Below are 19759 nucleotides of genomic sequence, written 5' to 3'. Positions count from 1 at the left end.
TGTCGAGCGGATCTGACGCCGGACGCATCCGGTGTCGAGCGGATCCGACGGGACGGGGGCCCGTCGGAAAGGGCCGGACCGGGAAGCCCTCAGGCCGTGTCCGGCGGGATGTTGTGGTTGAGGCGCAAGAGGTTTCCGGGGTCCCACGCCGTCTTCAGCGCCCGCAGCCGGCGGTAGTCGTCGGGGGCGTAGGCCAGGGCCACCTGATCGGGTGCGGCGTTCGCCCCGTAGAGGAAGTTGAGGGACCGTCCCGTGGTGAGCGGGGCCAGCGCGGCGGTCAGCCGCGCGTGCGCGGCCCCGACCTCGTCGATCGTGCCGGGCGTGACCCGGTCGAGCACCGCGAGCAGGTAGGCGGCGTCCCGGTTGCCGACGCTGTTGGCCGGCCGGGGCGCCCGGCCCAGCGCGCCGCCGAGGTGGCGCACCTCGACGATGCTGTTGACCGGCGCGCCCGGCCCCGTCAGGGCGAGGACCTCGCGCACCCGCTGCTCGTCCAGGCCGCTGAGCATCGCGTTGGTGCCGGTGTACGCGGCGGGCGGGACCGGGTCGTTGTGGATGCTGCCGGACTCGGTGTACGGCAGCACGCGCACCGAGTCGGCCAGTCGCGGACCGAGGGCGCGCAGCGGCGCGATCAGGCGCTCGCCCTCGGCCGCCTCACCCAGGTAGGAGATCCGTACGTGCACGACGTACCGGCCCCGCAGCGGCGGGGGGAGGGACGGCAGGTCGGGCAGCGGGACCAGCGCGAGCGAGGAGGTCATGCCCTCGGGGACGCCGGTGGTCCAGCGCAGCCAGGTGTTCACCGCCTCCTCGGCCAGCGCACCGTCGAAGTACAGCGCTCCGCCGTACAACCGCTCCACGGGCACCAGGCCGACCTCCATCGAGGTGACCACGCCGAAGTTGTCGCGGCCGCCGCGCAGCGCCCAGAACAGGTCGCCCTCGTGGTCCGCGTCGATGTCCCGCAGCCGGCCGTCGACGGTGACCGCGCGGATCCGCCGTACGTGGTCGGCGGCGTAGCCGAAGCGCCGGGCCAGCAGCCCCAGGCCGCCGCCGAGGGTGTACGCGACCGCCCCGACGTGCGGGGCGCTGCCGCTGAGCGGGGCCAGACCGTGCGGCGCGGCGGCGGTCACCACCTGCTGCCAGCTGACACCGGCCCCCACGTGCGCGGTACGGGAGTCCGGGTCGATCCGCACGTCGGCCATCCGGCGGGTGCTGATCAGCACACCGGTGCCGGCGGGGAGGGCGGGGCCGTGACCGGTCGACTGCACCCCGATCGGCAGGTCGTGGGCGGCGCCGAACTCCACGGCGAGCCGCACGTCCTCCTCGTCCACGGCGCCGATCACCACGGACGGGGCGTGCGGACGGAAGGTCTGGTAGCGGACGCGTTCCTCGTCGTAGCCGTCGTCACCGGCGGTGAGGACGGGCCCGCGGACGCTCCCGGCGAGCTTGCGTGCCGCCGCCGGGTCGCCCCAGGGGGCGTCGTGCCGGAGGTGAGGGGTCACGCTGTGCGTTCCTTTCGTCGAGCGGACGACCGTGCCGCCGAGGACGGGGGGGTTCTCGGCCGCACGGTGGCCCGCTGTTCATGGTCGTGAGCGCGGGGCCAGAAGTCCAAGACCTAGATTTTTGGGTTGCGCTAACTTCTGCTTATGGCAGTGGAGGGTGCGGCCGGTCCGCCGGTGCCGTCCGCCCACGGACCCGGGTCGGCGCCCACGGCGACCGCCACCGCGAAGGCGTACGCGGACGTGGTCTCGTCCCTGACCACCGCGTAGCGGTCGCCGGCCCGGGCCCACAGACCGTCGCCGTGGGGCCGCAGGCGGACACGCCAGAAGAGACCGCCATGGCCCTCGTGGCACTCCGTCAGGGCCTTGAACGCGGCCTCCTTCGCGGCGAACAGCCGCCGCAACCGCTCCCGGTCGCCGTCCGGCCACAGCGAGGCGCGCTCGGAGTCGTCGAGCAGGAACCGGTGCAGCCGCGCCTCGGGCAGCCGGAACTCCAGATCGACGCCGACCCCGCGGGAACCCGGGGCGACGGCGGCCACCGCCAGGGACTCGGTGTGGGTGACGGAACCGGCGTAACCCGGTGGGAAGACCGGAGCGCCGCTGCGCCGGCGGCCCACCGTGCCGCAGGCGCAGCCCGCGCGCCGCAGCACCGCGGCCGCCGCCGCGCGGCCGGCCCGGTGCTGCGCGTCGGTGCCCCCCGGCGGACCGACAGGGACCGTCTCCAGCAGCACCCGCCGGGGACGCCCGGAGCCCCCGAGCAGCCATGCGCTCGGGGGCTCCGGGGACCGCGGACGTTCAGTCACCCGGACCGGCGACCCGCTCGATGAACGCCACGGCCTCCCGCTGGAACCACTCGGGCTCCTCCAGGAACGCCAGGTGGCCGCCGTTGGGCACCGTCACGGTGGTCGTGTCCGGGAACAGCCGGGTCATCTCCTCCACCGCGCTGGTGGAGAGGGAGAAGTCGTCACCGCCCACGAAGAGCAGGGTGGGCTGCTTCACCCGGGTCATGATCTCCGGATCGAGCGGCGCCTTCACCGACACCGCCAGACCGGCCCGCAGCGACTCCACCGAGTGGATGCCGAGGAAGTTCTGCTTGCGGCCCATGAAACCGATCGGGCCCGCCTCCTCCACCGCGAGGTCGCCGGAGACCAGCGGGTACAGCGTGTCGTAGAGGACCCCCAGGCCGGAGGTGTCCAGCGTCTTCAGCCACGCCTTCGTGATCCGGCGCAGCCGCTGCCCGCCGTGCGGGCTCATCGCCGGACCGGCCAGCACCAGACCGTGCACCCGCTCGGGGTACGCCACGGCGAAGTCCCGGCAGATCAGGGTGGAGAACGACGTGCCGACCAGCACCGCCTTCTCGATGCCCAACTCGTCGAAGAGCGCCTTCAGATCGGTGATGTGGTCCTCCCACACCGGCTCGCCCGCCTGCGGACTCGACTCACCCTGGCCGCGCAGGTCGTACGAGGTCAGCCGCGCGGTCGACGCCAGGTTCGCGGTGTAGGACCGCCAGGACTTGCGGTCCATGAAGAAGTTGTTGACGAGGACGACGTCGGGGCCGCTGCCGCGTCGCTCGTAGGTGAGCTGGACGTCGTCGTTCACCCGGACCGTACCGGTCTCGATGGCGTCGTCGACGGTCGTTTGGGTCATCGGTTCACCTCAGGCGGGAGCAGGCTGGACGGGGAGCCGGCCGGGCATCGGCCGGGCCGGACGGGCCGCGACCCCGTGCGGTGGTCGCGGCCGGACGGACGGGCGGGGTCCGGCGGGGCCGGAGAGGGGGCCGAGTCCGACCATTCCCGCCGGGCGGTCTCGCCCGCCGGTTCGACGCGAATGGTTCGGACACGGCCCGCCCCGGCCCTGAGCCGCCGGACACCGGCTACACCGCTTCGAGTACCGCCTCGGCGGCCGTACGGGCGTCACCGAAGCGGCTGGTGAGCGCGTGCACCCACCGTTCGAGGCCGAAGGCGCAGCAACTGGTGGAGGCAGCCTTGCCGTCGGGCAGGGCGATCTCCAACCGGTCCCCGAAGAAGTTCCGGTGGTAGTTCACCGAGCCGATGGCCAGGCCGTCGACGACGAACTCCTCCTTCACCGGGAAGAGGCGCTGCATGGTGGCCCGGGAGCCGGAGCGGTCGAAGAACGGGTCGGTCGCCACCTGGGTCTCCATCTTCAGACCCAGGCGGTCCGCCAGTCCCAGCACCCGCTCCTTGGAACGCTCCAGATGCTCCGTCGCGCCCTCGGGCGTGCCGACGAAGACGATCTCCCGCATCGAGAAGCCGAGCAGCCGGCGCAGGCCCTCGTAGTGCGTCTCGTTCCGGAAGCAGGTGGCCACCGTGGTGAAACGGTTCGTCTCGGCCGGCAGGGTCTGGCCCCGCAGGTCGAAGTAGACCGAGTAACAGGCGGCCGACGGCAGTGCGAGACCGGTGTCGTTGAGGACCGACGCGGGCAGCTCCCGCAGCGGCTCCTCGGCAGAGGCCCGCAGCGCGGAGAGCCGGCCCGGATCGGCGGAGACCGCCGCCAGGCCCAGGTGCGGGAAGTTCTCGTAGTAGTCGATGTTCTCCAGGTCCGCCGCCCGCACCAGGAACGGGTAACGCCGCTCCGGAGCCTCGGCCTGCTGCGCCCAGGAGAGCACCAGGGAGTCGAACGTCCGCAGCAGCAGGAGCTCGTCGGGGCCCAGGACCCCCAGACCGGTGTCGGTCGTGCCGGTGGGGCCGGCCATCAGGCCGCCGCTCCGGCGAGGAACCGCTTGTCGATCGCGCGCAGGGTGCGGAAGTCCTCGACGTCGATCTCCTCGGGGTCGATGGGCTCGCCGCTCAGCTCCTCCAGGAGGTAGAGGAACTCGACGAACGCCAGCGAGTCCACCGCGCGGCGGTCGATCAGGTCGTCGTCCAGCCCCAGCTCGCCCACCTCGGGGTTGCGCTGGTGAATGAATTCGAGAATCTTCGAGATCTTGTCGTCACTCATGCGGAGGTCCCCTGAACCTGAAGGCCGTTGCGGGCGAGGAATTTACGGGTGCGGTTGAGAATGCGGTCGTGCGCGGCGTGCCGGGCCGGGTGAGCGAGCAGCCGGCGCCGCAGCTCCAGCGGCTCGGGCAGCCCGGCGTCGCGGTAGACCGCGGGGTTGTACAGACTGCGGACGCTGTACTCGAGGTAGGCGTCCAGGTACGTGGCGAGGATCGGAATGTCCTGCGGGCGGGTCTCCTTGACCTGCTCCAGGAGCTTGCCGAACAGGTGCCGGCCGAAGGCGACGTGCCTGCTCTCGTCCTGGTGGTGGACCCGGTTGATCTCCCGCGCGATGTCGGGGAGGGCCTGGTCCGTCGCCATGAGGGCGTTGAAGTGGTCGACGAGCTCCTCGAAGATCAGGATGCGGGCGAAGATGACCAGCTCGCTGGCGGCGTCGCCCACCCCCTCGATCCGGTTCATGCCCACCTGCGGCACCGGCGGGTAGACCTTCCCGCCGTACTTCAGGCAGAAGGTCCCGAAGAACCACATGTGCTCGTTCTCCTCACCGATGAAGTGGTGGAGGAACTCCGAGGCGTCCGCGTAGGTCTTCGTGTGGATCCGCAGCACGACCTCGCTCAGCAGCTCGCGGATGCCGTGCACGTTGAGGCTGAAGAAGTTCACCGCCTCGTAGCGCGTCAGGGCGAGCTGCTGCTCGCGGGTGAGCGCGTCCCACTCCTCGGTGCCGGCCAGCGTGACGAGGTCCTCGCTCATCCACGGCAGGGACTCGTCGAGGGTCTCGGGCCAGTCGAAGATCGTGTACGGGTTGTAGTAGTCCGACTCCGCCATCGCTTCGAGCCGGTCAAGGTCCAGCTTCACGGGCTTGACGGTCGTTGGCATGGGTAGGCCTCTTTCTGCTGATTGCGGTCGTGCGGCGGACGGGCCCGTGGACCGTGCGGCTGCGGGGCGTGCGGCGGTGGGCCACGGGCCCCCGGTCCGGCCCGTGGAGGACGGTCGGATCAGGCGCGTTCGGCCAGGACGGACCAGACCGGGAGCTGCGTGCGCCCCTGCTCGTCGATCTCCACCTGCGTGCCGGTCTTGGCCAGGAAGCCCAGAGTGACCTCGGCGACGCCCCAGTAGACGGTCCGCTCCAGCTCGGTCACCTTCCAGCCCGCCGCGCCCAGGACCTCACGGACCGTCTCCTCCTTCACGGAGAGCGGCTCGGGCATCCCGCCGGGTACGGCGGCGAAGCAGAGCATGTCGAGCCAGGCGCCGGGCCGCGCGACCCGGTGGAGCGCCGCGGCGTAGCTGCGGCGGCTCTCCGCGTCCAGGGTGTGGAAGAGCGCGCTGTCCAGGACGGTGTCGAAGCGGCCCTCGAACCCGGCCAGGCTGGTGGCGTCGGCGACGGCGAACTCGATGTCGGCGCCGGCCGCCCGCTCGGTGGCCTGCTCGATCGCCGCGGAGGCGGCGTCCACGGCGGTGACCCTGTATCCCCGGGCGGCCAGGAAAATCGAATTGTCTCCCAGGCCGCAGCCGGCGTCCAGTACGTCGCCACGGATGCGTCCTCGGCGCTCGAATTCAATCACACCCGGCTGCGCCTCGCCGATGTCCCAGGGGGCCTTGGTGATACCGGCGTCCCCCAGCAGTTCACCTCCGCGATAGACGGAATTGAAGTCGGCAGTCGCGAAATCGTAGTCCGTGCTTTTGCTCATGCGCGTCTCCCGTGATGAGGGGGGCTTTTTCCGGCGTGGCCGCACCGGAACCGGCGGACCGGAACCGGGCACCTGCATTGCCGAACCAAAGGAATTACCACAGGGATGTTCTGTGTGAAAGGCGCGGGACCGGGGGCGGACCGGCGTCCCCGGGAGTCCGCCGCGACGCCGGACGGTACGACGCCGGACGGCGTGCCGCCGCGACCCGGGGGAGCGCCCACATACTGGGGGCGCCACGACCGTACGGCAACAGGGCCGATGCCGGCGCCCCCCGCCGGGGTGGCACCCGCCCGGCACCCTCGGGGCCGCGCGTCACCCCGCGCGATCGGCTCCGAATGCGTTCGTCGGCGGGCGTTTCGTGAACACATCTCGACGCACCCTGGCCGGTGGCGTTCAACTGAGGAAACTCCTCAGTCGTGCGGAGTCGCCGTTCGTCCGGCGGTGCGCGTGCGCCCGCCGCCACCGGAATGAAGGATTCCATATTCTTCGACCACCGCGGCGGAAACCGGAATGCGTAATTTCGCATGTGGCGGCGAAATCTCCCGGTGGTTGCCCCGACGCCGTCCGCGTACGATGCCGTGGCGGCAGGGTTGAGCCGATCTCCATAAGCCCCAGGTTTCATCCCCGTCGGAGCGCCCGCGTCCCGAGGAGCTGGAAAGGGAATTCAAATGCGCGATTCAGGGAACACTTCGGAAATTCCGCATGCCGAACTCGTGGGCCGAGCCGCCGAACTCCGCGAAGACCTCTGGAAGAACGCGCCCGAGTCGGACGGGGCGAGCCGGCTGTCCGACGAACTCCTGGCCCGGGTCACCGGCGCCGGGCTGACCGGGCTGCTGACGCCCCGGAAGCTGGGCGGTCACGAGACCGGCGTGCGTACCCTGCTCGAGGTCTGCGTCGAGCTGGGCCGCGGGTGTTGTTCGACCGCGTGGGTCACCGGTGTCCTCAACGTCGGGAACTTCGTCGTCTCGCTCTACCCCGACCGCACCCGCGAGGAGGTCTGGGCCGAGCACCCCGACGCCCGTACCGCACTGATCCTCGGCGCACCGGTACGGACCGTGGAGAAGGCGGACGGCGGGGTACGGGTCGTCGGCGAGTGGCCGTACGCCTCGGGATCGCTGCACGCGGACTGGATCGGCGGCCTCGTCCTGGCGGACACCGGCACCGGCCTCCAGCCGCACATGGCCCTCATGCCGGCCTCCGACGTGACGGTCCGCGACACCTGGCACTTCGTGGGCATGCGGGCCACCGGCAGCAACACGGTGGTCGCCGACGGCGTGTTCGTGCCCGAGCACCGCCTCCTGCCGTACGGGCCGCTCCTCGCGGGCAAGACCGACGGCCTCGTACCGGCGGACCGCCCTTACCGCAACAGCCTGACCGGCGTGTTCATGGTCGGACTCGTCGGCTCCATGATCGGAGGCGCGAGCGCCGCCCTCGACTACGCGCTCACCCAGGCCCCGACCCGCCGGGTGGCCGGCTCCACCTACACCCGGCAGGCCGACTCTCCCGCGGCCCAGCTCGGCCTCGCCGCCGCCGCCACCGCCCTCGACACGGCGGTACTGCACGCCCGGCGGCTCGCCGACTCGGTGGACGCCCTCGCGGCGGCGGGCGAGAACCCGTCCGTCCCGGTCCGCGCCCGGGCCCGGATGGACGCCACCCACGTCGTCCAGCAGTGCCGTACCGCCGTCGAGGAGATCGTCTCGGTGTACGGATCCTCCGCCTTCGACGAGTCCAACCCGCTCCAGCGGATCTGGCGCGACGTCAACGTCGGCAGCAGGCATGCCGGATTCGGCATGGGAATCCCGGAACAGGCCTACGGAACCGCGCTGGTCGGCAACGACCCGCGCACCCTCACCCCGATGCTCTGAGCCCCCGGGCGCCAGTCACCGGCCCCCGCACGCCGCGGGCGCCACCACGGCACACCCGGCACCCACCAACGGCACCCACCGGCACCCGCACGCCGCCGGCGCCGAGTACCGCGGGACCCGGCGGCAACCGCACGCCGCCCGGGGCCGACCGGGCGGCCGGTCGGCCCGGCACGCGCCCGCGTGCCGTCGCTCCGCCTGCCCCGAGCCAGTCCCGACCCACCGCACCCGCGCCCCGCACTCCGCACTTCCCCCCCGCAACGGAAAGCGAGAGAGGCATGTCCGACGCCAACGAGGTACGCGACCACAACCGCGCCATCGTCGCGCAGTACATGAACACCCGCGGCCAGGACCGCCTGGAGCGCCATCTGCTCTTCACCGAGGACGGCACCGGCGGACTGTGGACGACCGAGACCGGTGAGCCGATCGTCATCAACGGCAAGGAGCGGCTCGGCGAGCACGCCGTCTGGTCGCTCAAGTGCTTCCCGGACTGGGCCTGGACCAATGTCGAGATCTTCGACACCCAGGACCCGGACCGCTTCTGGGTGGAGTGCGACGGCGAGGGCCAGATCCTCTTCCCCGGATACGAGCCGGGCATCTACCGCAACCACTTCCTGCACTCCTTCCTGTTCGAGGACGGGAAGATCAAGCAGCAGCGTGAATTCATGAACCCGTGCCAGCAGTTCAGGGCCCTGGGCATCGAGGTTCCCTCGGTCCGCCGCGACGGCATCCCCACCTGACGCCCCTCCACCCACCTTCGATCCCCGACCCCGCAGGGGGAGACCGTGCGCACCACAGTCCAGGACATCCACGCCAGCCCCGCTCTGCAGCAGCCCGAATGGGACGACCCGTCCCATGTACGACGGGTCCGCGACACCCTCTCCGGCGCCTCCCCGCTCGTCACCGCCGACGGCGCCGCCACCCTCCGCGGGCTGCTCGCCGACGTGGCGGAGGGCCGCGCCCACCTCCTGCAGGCGGGCGACTGCGCCGAGGACCCGGCCGAGTCGACTCCGTACCACGTACGGCGCAAGGTCGCGCTGCTGGACCGGCTCTCCGAGGGCGCGGGGGCCGTGTCCGGCCGGCCCGTCCTGCGGATCGGCCGCATCGCCGGGCAGTTCGCGAAACCCCGGTCCAAGCCGGTGGAGGAGATCGGCGGTGTGACGCTGCCGGTCTTCCGGGGCCACATGGTCAACGCTCCCGAACCCGGGCTGCGGCGGCCCGACCCGGAGCGGATCCTCGCCTGCCACCGGGCCGCCGAGGACATCGTCCGCGAGCTCCACACGCTCAACGAGGGCCGCCCCGACGCCGAACGGGTGTGGACCAGCCACGAGGCGCTCCTCCTCGACTACGAGGTACCGATGCTGCGGTCCGCCGGCCCCGACGAGCTGCTGCTCGCCTCGGCCCACCTGCCGTGGATCGGGGAGCGGACCCGCCACCCGGACGGCGCGCACGTGAAGATGCTCGCCTCCGTCGTCAACCCCGTAGCCTGCAAAGTGGGTTCGGGGACGACCGCCGAGGACGTCCTCGCACTGGCCGGGCGGCTCGACCCGGACCGGCAGCCGGGGCGGCTGATCCTGGTCGCCCGGATGGGCAACGGCTTCGTCGCCAGCCGGCTGCCTCCGCTGGTGGAGGCGGTCCGGGCCGCCGGGCACCCGGTGATCTGGATCTGCGACCCGATGCACGGGAACACCATCACCAGCCCGGACGGGCACAAGACCCGGCTGCTGGACGCGATGACCGCGGAGGTCCAGGACTTCAACGCGGCGATGGCGAAGGTGGGCGGCGTCAACGGCGGCCTGCACCTGGAGACCACCCCGGACGACGTCACCGAGTGCGCCGCCGACTCCTCCGAGCTCGACTCCGTGGGCGACCGGCACACCACCTTCTGCGACCCGCGGCTCAACCCGGGACAAGCCCAGCGGCTCGTGGACGCCTGGGCCCGGACGATCTGAGACCACGGCCGGCCGCCCCCGGCCGCACGTCTCCGCGACCGCCCGCCGGGCCGCACCCCCCACCGCACCGAAAGGAGCCGACCCATGGTTGGCATCCCCGCCATCGCCCCGTACGAACTGCCCACGCCAGGCAGCCTCCCGGCGAACCTGGCCGACTGGACGCCGGACCCCGACCGTGCGGCTCTGGTCGTCCACGACATGCAGCGCTTCTTCCTGCGCCCCTTCCCCGACCCGCTGCGCTCCGGACTCGTCCACCACGCCGCCCAACTCCGCAAGCGGGCCGCCTCGCTGGGCGTGCCCGTCGCCTACTCCGCGCAGCCCGGCGGCATGACCGCCGAGGAGCGCGGGCTGCTCGCCGACTTCTGGGGCCCGGGCATGCGCACCTCGCCCGAGGACCGGGAGGTCGTCGACGAGCTGGCCCCCGCCGACGGCGACTGGCTGCTGACCAAACGCCGCTACAGCGCCTTCTTCCGCTCCGACCTGCTGGAGCGCCTGCGCGACAGTGGCCGCGACCAGCTCGTCCTCTGCGGGGTCTACGCCCACATCGGGGTGCTGGCGACCGCGATCGACGCGTTCAGCCACGACATCCAGGTGTTCCTCGCCGCCGACGCGGTCGCGGACTTCACCCTCCGGCAGCACGAGTTCGCCCTCGAGTACGTGGCCCAGCGGTGCGGGGTGGTCGTCCTGAGCGACCAGGTGTTCACGTGAGTGGCCCGGAGACCCCGCACCCGGCCGGGGCGGCCCCCTCCGCGCCCCCGGCCGGGCCGGACCTGCTCGACCGCCTGCTGGCCGAGCCCCGTCCGCCCGCCTTCGCCCTCCTGCACCGCCCCGAGAGCGGCGGCGCGGGCACCGTGGACGTCCTGCTGGGCGAGGTCTCCCACCCCTCCTCACTGACCCGGCTGCCGCTGCCGTCCGGCGCACCCGACGCGCCCCGGCACGACGCCCTGGTCCTGGTGCCGTACCGGCAGCTCACCGAGCGGGGGTTCGCCGCCCCCGACGACGGCGAACCCCTGATCGCGCTGACCGTCACCGAGCAGGCGGTCCTCCCCCTCGCCGGGGTCCTGGAGCGGCTCTCCGCCGCGCCGGTGACCCTGTCGAACAGCCGTTACGACCTCTCCGACGACGAGTACGCCGACCTCGTGCGCCGCATCGTCGCCGACGAGATCGGCACCGGCGAAGGCGCCAACTTCGTCCTGCGACGCACCCTGCTCGCCGAGCTGGACGACTTCTCGGTGCACACCGCGCTGGCCGTCTTCCGGCGCCTGACCCAACTGGAGACGAGCGTCCACTGGACCTTCGTCGTCCACGTCGAGGGGCGGGTGTTCGTCGGCGCCACCCCCGAGCGGCACATCTCGGTGCGCGAGGGCCACGCGGTGATGAACCCGATCAGCGGGACCTACCGCTACCCGCCGGGCGGCCCCAACCTCGACGGCCTCACCGCGTTCCTGCGGGACCGCAAGGAGACCGACGAGCTCTACATGGTGCTCGACGAGGAGCTCAAGACGATGTCCCGGCTCTGCGCGCACGGCGGCCGGGTCACCGGCCCCGCGCTCAAGGAGATGGCGCGCCTGGCCCACACCGAGTACTTCATCGAGGGGCGCACCCGCCGCGACGTGCGCGAGGTCCTGCGCGAGACGCTCTTCGCCCCCACCGTCACCGGCAGCCCGGTGGAGAGCGCCGCCCGCGTCATCGCGCGGTACGAACCCGGGGGCCGCGGCTACTACAGCGGGGTCGCCGCGCTGATCGGACGCGAGACGTCGGGCGAGCGCACCATGGACTCCGCGATCCTCATCCGCACCGCCGACATCGCCCCGGACGGGCGGATGCGCCTGGCGGTCGGCGCGACGCTGGTACGCCACTCCTCGCCGGCGGCCGAGGCGGCGGAGACCCGGGCCAAGGCCGCCGGCCTCCTCCAGGCGCTGGACGCCCCGCTGCCCCCGGCGACCACCCCCGCCGCCGGCCCCACCGCGCCCCGGTTCGCCGACCATCCGGCGGTCCGGGAGGCGCTGCGCGGCCGTAACGCCGGCATCGCCGACTTCTGGCTGGCCTCCACCGCCGCGGCCTCGCTCACCGTGCCGTCCCTGGTCGGCCTCAAGGTCCTGGTGGTGGACGCCGAGGACGCCTTCACCGCGATGATCGTGCAGCAGCTCGAAGCGCTCGGCCCCACCGCGCAGGTCACGCGCTTCGACGAGCAGTACGACCCGGCCGGGTTCGACCTCGTCGTGATGGGCCCGGGCCCCGGCGACCCGCGCTCCCTCCACGACCCGAAGATCGCGGCACTCGACGCGGCGACCGCCCGGCTGCTGAGCGACCGCGTCCCCTTCCTCTCGGTCTGCCTCAGCCACCAGGTGCTCTGCCTCCGGCTCGGTCTGGACCTCGTCCCGCGCGACGAACCGAACCAGGGCGTGCAACGGACCGTCGACGTCTTCGGACGGCCCGAGAGCGTCGGCTTCTACAACACCTTCTCCGCGATCAGCCCCGCGGACCGTTTCGACGTGGCCGGCGTGGGGCGGGTCGAGGCCGGCCGCGATCCCGCCACCGGCGAGGTGCACACCCTGCGCGGCGGCCACTTCGCGTCCTTCCAGTTCCACGCGGAATCGGTGCTCACGGTCGGCGGCCCCCGGCTGCTCGGCGACGCGCTGCGGGGGGTGCTGGCCCGGTGAGACTGGAGATCGCCTGGTGGGACCTGGACGGCTCGCCGCAGACCGTCGACTCGCTCCGCGCGCACCTGCGCGAAGGGGTCACCGACGACTGGGCCGCCGTACCGGGACTGCGCGCGAAGTTCTGGGTCGCCGACCGGGACCGCAACCGGTGGGGGGCGGTCATGGTGTGGGAGGACGACCGCCCCGCCGGCGCCCCGCTGCCGCCCAACCGGGCCGCCGAACTCATCGGCCGGCCCGTCGGCCACCGCATGGGCTTCGACGTCGAGGCGGTGGCCGAGGGGGTCCACGACCTGCCCGTCCTGCACGGACTGGGCGCCGCGTTCGCTCCCCGAGCCACCCCCTGATCCCGACCGACCATGACCGACGTACCGTCAGGAGCCGTAGCCATGCACGAGTACCTGCTCGTCGACGCGTTCTCGCGGAAGCCGCTGTACGGCAACCCGGTCGCGGTGTTCCTCGACGCCGCGGACCTCTCCGCCGAGCGCATGCAGCGCATCGCCCGGGAGATGAACCTCTCCGAGACGACCTTCGTGCTGCCGCCCTGCCAGGGCGGCGACGCGCACATCCGGATCTTCACCCCCGTCAACGAACTTCCCTTCGCCGGGCACCCGTTGCTCGGGACGGCGGTCGCCCTCGGGGAGACGCGGAAGCAGGACAGCCTGCGGCTGGAGACGGCCATGGGCATCGTCCCGGTGGAACTCGGCGACGACGACGGGGCGGTGACCGTCCGGATGCGCCAGCCGCACCCCGTCTGGGAGCCGTACGAGCAGGCGGAGGAACTCCTGGCCGCGCTCGGCGTCCCCGCCTCGACGGCCCCCGTCGAGGTCTACCGCAACGGCCCCCGGCACGTCTTCGTGGGGCTGGAGAGCGTGCCCGCGCTCTCCGCGCTGAAGCCGGACCACCGCGCCCTCTCCCGCTTCCCCGACATGGCCGCGAACTGCTTCGCGGGGGAGGGGACGCACTGGCGGGCCCGGATGTTCAGCCCCGCGTACGGGGTGGTCGAGGACGCCGCGACCGGCTCGGCGGCCGGACCCCTCGCCATCCACCTGGCCCGGCACGGCCTCGCCCGCTACGGAGAGCGGCTGGAGATCCTGCAGGGGGTCGAGATGGGCCGGCCCTCCCTGATGCTCGCCACCGCCCGGGGCGAGGGGGAGCGCGTCGACTCCGTCGAGGTCGGCGGCCACGGCGTCACGGCCGGCAGGGGCACCCTCTTCGTCTGAGAGCCGCCCGGCCGGGCCGGGCGGGATCCACCGACCGGAGCGGGACACCGGCACCGGCCGCCCGACGGGACGGCACCCAAGGAAGGGACGCGATGAACACCTCCAAGTTCGAGAGCCTCACCGGATCGACCGATCTGCGGTTCCCCGAGTACGACGACCCGCCGGCCGACCCCGTCGCCCTGGTGCGCGCGTGGCTGGACCGTGCGGTCGAGCTGGGAGTGCGGGAGCCGCGCGCCCTCGCGCTGGCCACCGCCGACGGACGGGGCCGCCCCTCCACGCGCATCGTCGCGTTCGTCACGCTCGACGACGACGGCCTGCTGTTCACCACGCACAGCACCAGCCGCAAGAGCCGGGAGATCGCCGAGACCGGCTGGGCGTCCGGACTGCTCTACTGGCGCGAGACCGGCCAGCAGATCAGCCTGAACGGCCCCGTGACCGCCGTCCCCGACGACCGGGCCGACGCCCTCTGGGCCGGCCGGCCCGTCCCGCTGCACGCCATGTCGGCGGCGTCCCGCCAGAGCGAACCGCTCACCGATCCGCGCGCCCTGCTCGCCCACGCCGAGGAGCTGGGCGCCTCCGGTACGCCACTGCCCCGCCCCGAGCGGTACGTCGGCTACCGGCTGCGCCCCGAGGAGGTGGAGTTCTGGTCGGCCCGCTCGGACCGGCTCCACCACCGCCTCGGCTACCGGCGGGACCGGGGCACCTGGTCCGTCACCCGGCTCCAGCCGTAGCGAAGGGAGGAGGAGCGCGCATGGACACGGTCAGTTTCACCGCGGCGATGGCGCGGGTCCCCAGTCCGGTGACCGTCGTGACGACGTACGGCGCCGACGGTCTCCCGTACGGCTTCACCGCCGGATCGTTCGTCTCGGCCTCGCTGGAGCCGCCCCTGGTCCTGGTCTGCCTGGACAAGGGGGCGAGCACCCACCCGGCCTTCGCGACCACCGAGAGGTTCCTCGTCAACGTGCTCGGCGCGGGACAGCAGGAGGTCGCCCGGCGCTTCGCCGCCTCGGGGACCGACCGCTTCGCCTCCGGGGACATGCGCCCCCTCGAAGGAGGGCTCCCGGGACTCCCGGACGCCTGCGCGCGGATCGCCTGCAGGCTGCACTCCGTGCTGGACGCCGGTGACCACACGGCACTGCTCGGCCGCGTCGAGCAGACCTTCACCAGCGAGCGGACACCCCTCGTCCACGTCGACCGCCTCTTCCACCGGGCCGTCCGCGACCGGCCGGAGCCGGCCGGGGCGGCCGAAGGCAACGCACTCGGGAGCCAACCACCCATGACGGAACGCGCGTTCCCCCTGATATTCGCCGAGCGGGTCGGCATGACGGCCAACTTCTACGAACTGCTCGGCTACACCCGGCAGAGCCAGAACCCGCCGCAGGGCGAACCCACCTACATCGGCATGCGACGGGGCAGCGCCGAAATCGCCGTGGTCTCCACCGACTGGCCCCGGACCCAGTGCGGCCTCGCGCCCGGCCCCGGGCCGCGCTTCGAGATGTTCGTCCTCGTCGACGACCTGGACACCACCCTCAAGCAGCTCACCGACGCCCAGGTGCCGGTGCTGCGCGCCCCCGCGGACATGCCGTGGGGCGAGCGCATCGCCCATGTCCTGGACCCGGACGGCAACCCCGTCGCCGTCGCCTGCTCCACCCACCGATGACCACAGACCCCCGGGGACGCACCATGACGCTGGACATCGCCGAACTCACCGACCTGCTGGAACCGCCGCCGGACACCCGGCCCGACCCGGACGCCTTCGTACGCGCCGCCATGGACTGGCACTTCAACCCGGCGACCGGCTCCCCGTTCTGGCTGGAGCGGGCCCGCACCCTGGACTTCGACCCCCGCACCGACGTCCGTACCCTCGCGGACCTCGCCCTGTTCCCGAACGTCGCCGGCGAGCTGCGGTACGCGCCGGTCGCCGACCTCGTGCCCCGCGGCTACGGCGAACACCCCGACGTGGTCGGTGTCTTCGAGAGCGGCGGTACCACCGGCGTCCCCAAGCGGGTCGTGCTGCTGCGGGACTGGCTGGAGCGGATGCTCGCCTGGAGCAACGCCACCCTGGACGCGCACGGCTTCCCGCGCGGTACGGACTGGCTCGGGCTGGTCCCCACCGGCCCGCACATCGTCGGCGAGTACTTCCGCCGCTCCGCCACCACCTTCGGACGCCACGGCTTCGCCATCGACCTCGACCCGCGCTGGGTGAAGCGGTGCATCGCGGAGGGCCGCGGCGCGGAGGCGTCCGCCTACGCCGAGCATGTGATCGACCAGGCCGCCGACGTGCTGCGGACCCAGGAGATCGGCGTGCTCACCATCACCCCGCCCCTGCTGGAGCGCCTGACCCGGCGCGAGGAGCTCGTCACGCTGGTCAACGAGAAGGTACGGGCGATCCGTTGGGGCGGCACGCAGCTGGATCCTGACTCCCGCTACCTCTACCGCACCGAGGTCTTCCCCGACACGGTGCTCGCCGGCAACTACGGCAGCACCATGATCGCCGGGTTCGCCGGGGAGCGGCCCGGCCTGACCGACGACGACCCCTGCGTCTTCGACACCCTCGGCCCGCACGTCACCTTCGGGGTCGTCGACCCCGAAACCCGCGAGCCCGTCCCCCTCGGCGCACGCGGACAAGTGGTGGCCCACCACCTCAGCAAGTCCTTCCTGCTCCCCAACAACCTGGAACGCGACCTCGCCGTCCGGGTGGCCCCGCCCGAGGGCGGTTACGGGGACTCCGTCGCCGACATCGCGCCCGTGGGTACGTTCGAGAGCGAGCAGGTCATCGAGGGGGTCTACTGATGCCCGGAACCGAGACGACCGGCACGCCCGCGGCCCCGGGCCCTTCGGACGGGGGCGCGCCCCCCGTCGTCCTGGAGGCGCTCGGCCACAACGGCCCCTACCGAGCCCGCAACCGCCTCGCCGTCACCGACGTACGCGGCGCTCCCGCGGCCGAACTCAGCCTGGTCCCCAGCCTGTTCGTGAACCGGACGCTCGCGGCGCTCCGGACGGCCACCCCGCTCCCCCCGGACGAGCGGGCGGCGGCCCTGCGCCGCGCGGCCCACCTCTTCGCCCACGAGACGGTCGCGGGCCGCACCGTCGAGGAGTACGAGCACGACGTCAGCCGCGTCGGCGGCATCCCCGTCCACGTCGTCCGCATCGCCACCCGGTCCATCGCCACCCGCCTGGCAGCCGCCTGGGAGAGTGCCCGGGCGGCCGCCCCGCAGGGCGCCGCCGACGACTGGCGCGACCCCAGGACCCGGGCGGGGCGGGGCGTGTGGACCCGGCGCGGAGGCGTCTTCGCGGTCAACGCGGCCGGTAACCACCCGGGCACCCACAGCCTGTGGCCCGAGGCGCTGGCGCTCGGCTACCGCGTCGCCGTGCGTCCCTCCCGCCGCGAGCCCTTCACCCCGCACCGGCTGATCACCGCCCTGCGCGCCGCCGGCTTCGACGACGACCACGTGGCCCTGCTGCCCACCGACCACGAGCGCGCCGACGACCTGCTGCGCGGCGCGGACCTCGGCATGGTGTACGGCGGCGAGGACGTGGTGCGCCGCTACGCCGCCGACCGCACGGTGTTGACCCAGGGCCCCGGCCGGTCCAAGATCCTGCTGACCGGGGACACCGACTGGCGCGACCACCTCGACACCATCGTCGACTCCGTGGCGCACCACGGGGGCACCGGCTGCGTCAACACCACCGCCGTGTACGTGGAGGGCGATCCGGAGCCGCTGTGCGAGGCGCTGGCCGAACGGCTCGGCGCCCTGCCCGCGGTCCCGCCGGACGACGACAAGGCCGTCCTCCCGGTACAGCCGGTCGCCACCGCCCGGGCCATCGCCGCGCACCTCGCACGGCGGGCCGAGGGAACCCGGGCGTGGCTGGGCGCGGACGCCGTGGTCGCCGAACTCGGCGACGGGAGCGCCGCGTTGCGTCCGGCCGTCCACCAGGTCGGCCGTCCCGACGCCCCGCAGACCGGGGTCGAGCTCCCGTTTCCCTGCGTCTGGGTCGCGCCCTGGACCCCGGAGGCCGGCACGGCCGTCCTGCGGGACAGTCTCGTCCTCACCGTCCTCACCCGTCAGGAGGAGTTGATCGACCGGCTCCTGGACGAACCGACCATCAGCAACGTGTACGTGGGCGACGTGCCCACGTACCGGATCGCGCCGGGACTGCCCCACGACGGGTTCCTCGGGGAGTTCCTGATGCGCAGCAAGGCGGTCATCCGGCGCTGACCCGCACCGCCGCCGCACGCGGTCACCCACCGCACCACCGCACGGCGCGTTCCCACCGGACCGCGCATCCCCACCGCACGCCGTTTCCACCTGAGAAGGGACCACCCAGCCCATGCACGCCGTTTCGTACACCGCCCAGTGGATGGCCGCAGCCCGCGCTATCGAGTCGGAGCGCGAGGACGCCCTGTACGTCGACCCGCTGGCCCGCGATCTCGCCGAGCCCAAGGGCTTCGAGCTGATCGACCGCTACGCGGGCGGCGGACTGCTGCCGTTCATCACCATCCGCACCCGCTACCTCGACGACGCGATCCGCGATCTCCTCGCCGACGGCACGATCCACCAGGTGGTGCTGATAGCCGCCGGCATGGACACCCGTGCCTTCCGCCTCGAGTGGCCCGACGACATCGACGTCTACGAGGTGGACCACGGCCCCCTCATCGAGGAGAAGCGGCGCCGGCTGGACGCCCTGGGCGCCAAGCCCACCGTCCGCCGCCACGAGGTCTCCGCCGACCTCACCCAGGAGTGGCTGCCCACGCTCACGGAGGCGGGCTTCGACCCGTCCAAGCCCACCCTGTGGGTCGCGGAGGCGCTGACCTTCTTCCTCACCGAGGAGCAGGCCGCCGGCCTGCTGCGGCTGCTCGCCTCGGCGTCCGCGCCCGGCAGCCACCTGGCCTTCGACATCCTCGGCCGGGGTCTGCTGCGCAGCCCGTTCTCCAAGCCCTTCCTGGACAAGCTGGCCGACGACGGCACCCCGTGGATCTTCGGGACCGACGAGCCGGAGCCCTTCCTGGAGGCGAACGGCTGGGACGTCGCCGACCTGAAGGAGCCGGGCCAGCCCGGCGCCGGCGAGGGACGGTGGCCGTACGACGTGCAGCCCCGCGGCCGGCGGCACGCCAACCGCCTCTGGCTGATCAGGGCGAAGATCGCCGCCGGCTGACGTCCGGCACACGCCGGAGGCGGCCCGGGGGAGGTGGACACCACCTCTCCCGGGCCGCCTCGCGGAGTGTCACCGGTCCTGGAGCCTCGCGCGTAACGCCTCGTTCTCGGCCGTGAGTTCGGCGATCCGCTGCCGCACCGGAAGCAGCGCGTCGGCGAGTTCCTCCTCCGAGAAGCGGGGCGTGATGTGCTTGGAGCAGTTCCAGGAGGTTCCCTCGACGCGCAACACCATCAGCTGCTCGGGCCTGCCGTCGGAGACGACGTCGGCGAGCCGTTCGCTCAGCTCCGCCTCGCGCGCGATGTCCAGGATCTCCGCGCGGGCCATGACCTTCAGCCGGAGCCGGCGCGGGTAGTCCATGAAGAAGAGGGAGACCCGGTCGTCGTCCCGGAGGTTCCCGGTGGTGATGTACTGCCGGTTGCCCCTGACCTCCGTGTAGGCCAGGGTGCCTTCGTCCAGTACGTGCACGAAGCCGGGCGGGCCGCCCCGGTGCTGCACGTAGGGCCAGCCGTCCGCCGTCACGCTGGCCAGGTAGAAGTGGTCCCGCTCGGTGATGAACGCGGCCTCCGCCGGGCCGATCCGGTCGAACTCCTCCGGATCCCCGCGGAGCAGCCGCTCCATCGCCTCGCCGCTGCCCCGCTCCCGCTGGACGCCGCGTACCGTCTGGGTGAACGCGAGATGGGCGTACCGGTTCATGATCCCTCATTTCCGATCATGGCGGTGATGTCATGATCGAGGCTGACGATAACCGTAATTCCCCCGCGACAAAA

The 19759-nt window shown here is 72.7% G+C and carries 20 protein-coding genes; 12 read left to right on the top strand and 8 right to left on the bottom strand.

What is annotated here, in order from left to right; translation table 11 throughout:
• Nucleotides 1-89: 89 nt before the first annotated feature.
• From PZB77_RS06300 to PZB77_RS06270, 7 genes are all read right to left on the bottom strand, one after another.
• A complete protein-coding gene (locus PZB77_RS06300) occupies nucleotides 90-1496 on the bottom strand; it encodes an FAD-binding oxidoreductase (protein WP_275491572.1) in 1407 nt (468 codons plus the stop codon).
• Nucleotides 1497-1627: 131 nt separating this feature from the next.
• Nucleotides 1628-2296, bottom strand: coding sequence for a 4'-phosphopantetheinyl transferase superfamily protein (locus PZB77_RS06295; protein WP_275491571.1), 669 nt, complete (start codon nucleotides 2294-2296; stop codon nucleotides 1628-1630).
• Nucleotides 2289-3140, bottom strand: a complete 852-nt coding sequence (locus PZB77_RS06290) for an alpha/beta hydrolase (protein WP_275491570.1) — start codon at nucleotides 3138-3140, stop codon at nucleotides 2289-2291. Before PZB77_RS06290 ends, PZB77_RS06295 begins: the two co-directional genes overlap by 8 nt.
• 226 nt (nucleotides 3141-3366) lie before the next feature.
• On the bottom strand, nucleotides 3367-4206 hold the full coding sequence (locus PZB77_RS06285; protein ID WP_275491569.1) for a hypothetical protein: 840 nt from the start codon (nucleotides 4204-4206) through the stop codon (nucleotides 3367-3369).
• Nucleotides 4206-4451 carry an acyl carrier protein gene (locus PZB77_RS06280; protein ID WP_275491568.1) on the bottom strand — a complete coding sequence of 82 codons (246 nt, stop codon included), beginning with the start codon at nucleotides 4449-4451 and terminating at the stop codon, nucleotides 4206-4208. The genes PZB77_RS06285 and PZB77_RS06280 overlap by 1 nt, the downstream gene beginning before the upstream one ends.
• Nucleotides 4448-5326: a diiron oxygenase gene (locus PZB77_RS06275; RefSeq protein WP_275491567.1), complete on the bottom strand. Its 879-nt coding sequence runs from the start codon at nucleotides 5324-5326 to the stop codon at nucleotides 4448-4450. Before PZB77_RS06275 ends, PZB77_RS06280 begins: the two co-directional genes overlap by 4 nt.
• A gap of 119 nt (nucleotides 5327-5445) precedes the next feature.
• Nucleotides 5446-6138: a class I SAM-dependent methyltransferase gene (locus PZB77_RS06270; RefSeq protein ID WP_275491566.1), complete on the bottom strand. Its 693-nt coding sequence runs from the start codon at nucleotides 6136-6138 to the stop codon at nucleotides 5446-5448.
• A 668-nt stretch (nucleotides 6139-6806) separates the two neighbouring features.
• Here PZB77_RS06270 and PZB77_RS06265 point away from each other — a divergent pair.
• The 12 genes from PZB77_RS06265 to PZB77_RS06210 all read left to right on the top strand — a co-directional run bounded on the left by PZB77_RS06265 (nucleotide 6807) and on the right by PZB77_RS06210 (nucleotide 18992).
• Nucleotides 6807-8003 (top strand): acyl-CoA dehydrogenase family protein, encoded by a 1197-nt coding sequence (locus PZB77_RS06265; RefSeq protein ID WP_275491565.1) that lies wholly within the window; start codon nucleotides 6807-6809, stop codon nucleotides 8001-8003.
• A 275-nt stretch (nucleotides 8004-8278) separates the two neighbouring features.
• Nucleotides 8279-8740 (top strand): PhzA/PhzB family protein, encoded by a 462-nt coding sequence (locus PZB77_RS06260; RefSeq protein ID WP_275491564.1) that lies wholly within the window; start codon nucleotides 8279-8281, stop codon nucleotides 8738-8740.
• A 45-nt stretch (nucleotides 8741-8785) separates the two neighbouring features.
• The gene (locus PZB77_RS06255) at nucleotides 8786-9952 is read left to right on the top strand and encodes a 3-deoxy-7-phosphoheptulonate synthase (protein WP_275491563.1); all 1167 of its coding nucleotides are present in this window, start codon (nucleotides 8786-8788) and stop codon (nucleotides 9950-9952) included.
• A gap of 84 nt (nucleotides 9953-10036) precedes the next feature.
• Entirely contained in the window at nucleotides 10037-10660 is a 624-nt protein-coding gene (locus PZB77_RS06250; RefSeq protein WP_275491562.1) for an isochorismatase family protein, read from the top strand.
• 62 nt (nucleotides 10661-10722) lie between these two features.
• Nucleotides 10723-12615: an anthranilate synthase family protein gene (locus PZB77_RS06245; RefSeq protein ID WP_275495933.1), complete on the top strand. Its 1893-nt coding sequence runs from the start codon at nucleotides 10723-10725 to the stop codon at nucleotides 12613-12615.
• Nucleotides 12612-12959: a hypothetical protein gene (locus tag PZB77_RS06240; protein WP_275491561.1), complete on the top strand. Its 348-nt coding sequence runs from the start codon at nucleotides 12612-12614 to the stop codon at nucleotides 12957-12959. The genes PZB77_RS06245 and PZB77_RS06240 overlap by 4 nt, the downstream gene beginning before the upstream one ends.
• Nucleotides 12960-13001: 42 nt before the next feature.
• Nucleotides 13002-13835, top strand: a complete 834-nt coding sequence (locus PZB77_RS06235; RefSeq protein WP_275491560.1) for a PhzF family phenazine biosynthesis protein — start codon at nucleotides 13002-13004, stop codon at nucleotides 13833-13835.
• A 92-nt stretch (nucleotides 13836-13927) separates the two neighbouring features.
• Nucleotides 13928-14566, top strand: a complete 639-nt coding sequence (gene phzG / locus PZB77_RS06230) for a phenazine biosynthesis FMN-dependent oxidase PhzG (protein ID WP_275491559.1) — start codon at nucleotides 13928-13930, stop codon at nucleotides 14564-14566.
• Nucleotides 14567-14586: 20 nt separating this feature from the next.
• A complete protein-coding gene (locus tag PZB77_RS06225; RefSeq protein ID WP_275491558.1) occupies nucleotides 14587-15495 on the top strand; it encodes a flavin reductase in 909 nt (302 codons plus the stop codon).
• On the top strand, nucleotides 15492-16628 hold the full coding sequence (locus tag PZB77_RS06220) for a phenazine antibiotic biosynthesis protein (protein WP_275491557.1): 1137 nt from the start codon (nucleotides 15492-15494) through the stop codon (nucleotides 16626-16628). Before PZB77_RS06225 ends, PZB77_RS06220 begins: the two co-directional genes overlap by 4 nt.
• Nucleotides 16628-18055 carry an aldehyde dehydrogenase family protein gene (locus tag PZB77_RS06215; protein WP_275491556.1) on the top strand — a complete coding sequence of 476 codons (1428 nt, stop codon included), beginning with the start codon at nucleotides 16628-16630 and terminating at the stop codon, nucleotides 18053-18055. The genes PZB77_RS06220 and PZB77_RS06215 overlap by 1 nt, the downstream gene beginning before the upstream one ends.
• 112 nt (nucleotides 18056-18167) lie before the next feature.
• Nucleotides 18168-18992 carry an SAM-dependent methyltransferase gene (locus PZB77_RS06210; protein ID WP_275491555.1) on the top strand — a complete coding sequence of 275 codons (825 nt, stop codon included), beginning with the start codon at nucleotides 18168-18170 and terminating at the stop codon, nucleotides 18990-18992.
• Nucleotides 18993-19061: 69 nt separating this feature from the next.
• Here the strand turns inward: PZB77_RS06210 and PZB77_RS06205 are convergent, their stop codons facing one another.
• Nucleotides 19062-19685, bottom strand: coding sequence for a pyridoxamine 5'-phosphate oxidase family protein (locus PZB77_RS06205; protein ID WP_275491554.1), 624 nt, complete (start codon nucleotides 19683-19685; stop codon nucleotides 19062-19064).
• Nucleotides 19686-19759 lie beyond the last annotated feature (74 nt).

The sequence above is a fragment of the Streptomyces sp. AM 2-1-1 genome (assembly GCF_029167645.1).
Taxonomy (GTDB): domain Bacteria; phylum Actinomycetota; class Actinomycetes; order Streptomycetales; family Streptomycetaceae; genus Streptomyces.
Note: the sequence above shows the minus strand (reverse complement) of the source record. Positions and strands in the feature narration are given on the sequence as shown.

Excerpts from the sequence above, each read along its gene's own strand:
- PZB77_RS06235 (WP_275491560.1), top strand. The coding sequence starts at position 13,002 with ATGCACGAGTACCTGCTCGTCGACGCGTTCTCGCGGAAGCCGCTGTAC.
- PZB77_RS06280 (WP_275491568.1), bottom strand. The coding sequence starts at position 4,451 with ATGAGTGACGACAAGATCTCGAAGATTCTCGAATTCATTCACCAGCGC.
- PZB77_RS06250 (WP_275491562.1), top strand. The coding sequence starts at position 10,037 with ATGGTTGGCATCCCCGCCATCGCCCCGTACGAACTGCCCACGCCAGGC.
- PZB77_RS06225 (WP_275491558.1), top strand. The coding sequence starts at position 14,587 with ATGGACACGGTCAGTTTCACCGCGGCGATGGCGCGGGTCCCCAGTCCG.
- PZB77_RS06265 (WP_275491565.1), top strand. The coding sequence starts at position 6,807 with ATGCGCGATTCAGGGAACACTTCGGAAATTCCGCATGCCGAACTCGTG.
- PZB77_RS06285 (WP_275491569.1), bottom strand. The coding sequence starts at position 4,206 with ATGGCCGGCCCCACCGGCACGACCGACACCGGTCTGGGGGTCCTGGGC.
- PZB77_RS06220 (WP_275491557.1), top strand. The coding sequence starts at position 15,492 with ATGACCACAGACCCCCGGGGACGCACCATGACGCTGGACATCGCCGAA.
- PZB77_RS06290 (WP_275491570.1), bottom strand. The coding sequence starts at position 3,140 with ATGACCCAAACGACCGTCGACGACGCCATCGAGACCGGTACGGTCCGG.
- PZB77_RS06260 (WP_275491564.1), top strand. The coding sequence starts at position 8,279 with ATGTCCGACGCCAACGAGGTACGCGACCACAACCGCGCCATCGTCGCG.
- PZB77_RS06210 (WP_275491555.1), top strand. The coding sequence starts at position 18,168 with ATGCACGCCGTTTCGTACACCGCCCAGTGGATGGCCGCAGCCCGCGCT.
- PZB77_RS06205 (WP_275491554.1), bottom strand. The coding sequence starts at position 19,685 with ATGAACCGGTACGCCCATCTCGCGTTCACCCAGACGGTACGCGGCGTC.
- PZB77_RS06275 (WP_275491567.1), bottom strand. The coding sequence starts at position 5,326 with ATGCCAACGACCGTCAAGCCCGTGAAGCTGGACCTTGACCGGCTCGAA.
- PZB77_RS06270 (WP_275491566.1), bottom strand. The coding sequence starts at position 6,138 with ATGAGCAAAAGCACGGACTACGATTTCGCGACTGCCGACTTCAATTCC.
- PZB77_RS06215 (WP_275491556.1), top strand. The coding sequence starts at position 16,628 with ATGCCCGGAACCGAGACGACCGGCACGCCCGCGGCCCCGGGCCCTTCG.
- phzG (WP_275491559.1), top strand. The coding sequence starts at position 13,928 with ATGAACACCTCCAAGTTCGAGAGCCTCACCGGATCGACCGATCTGCGG.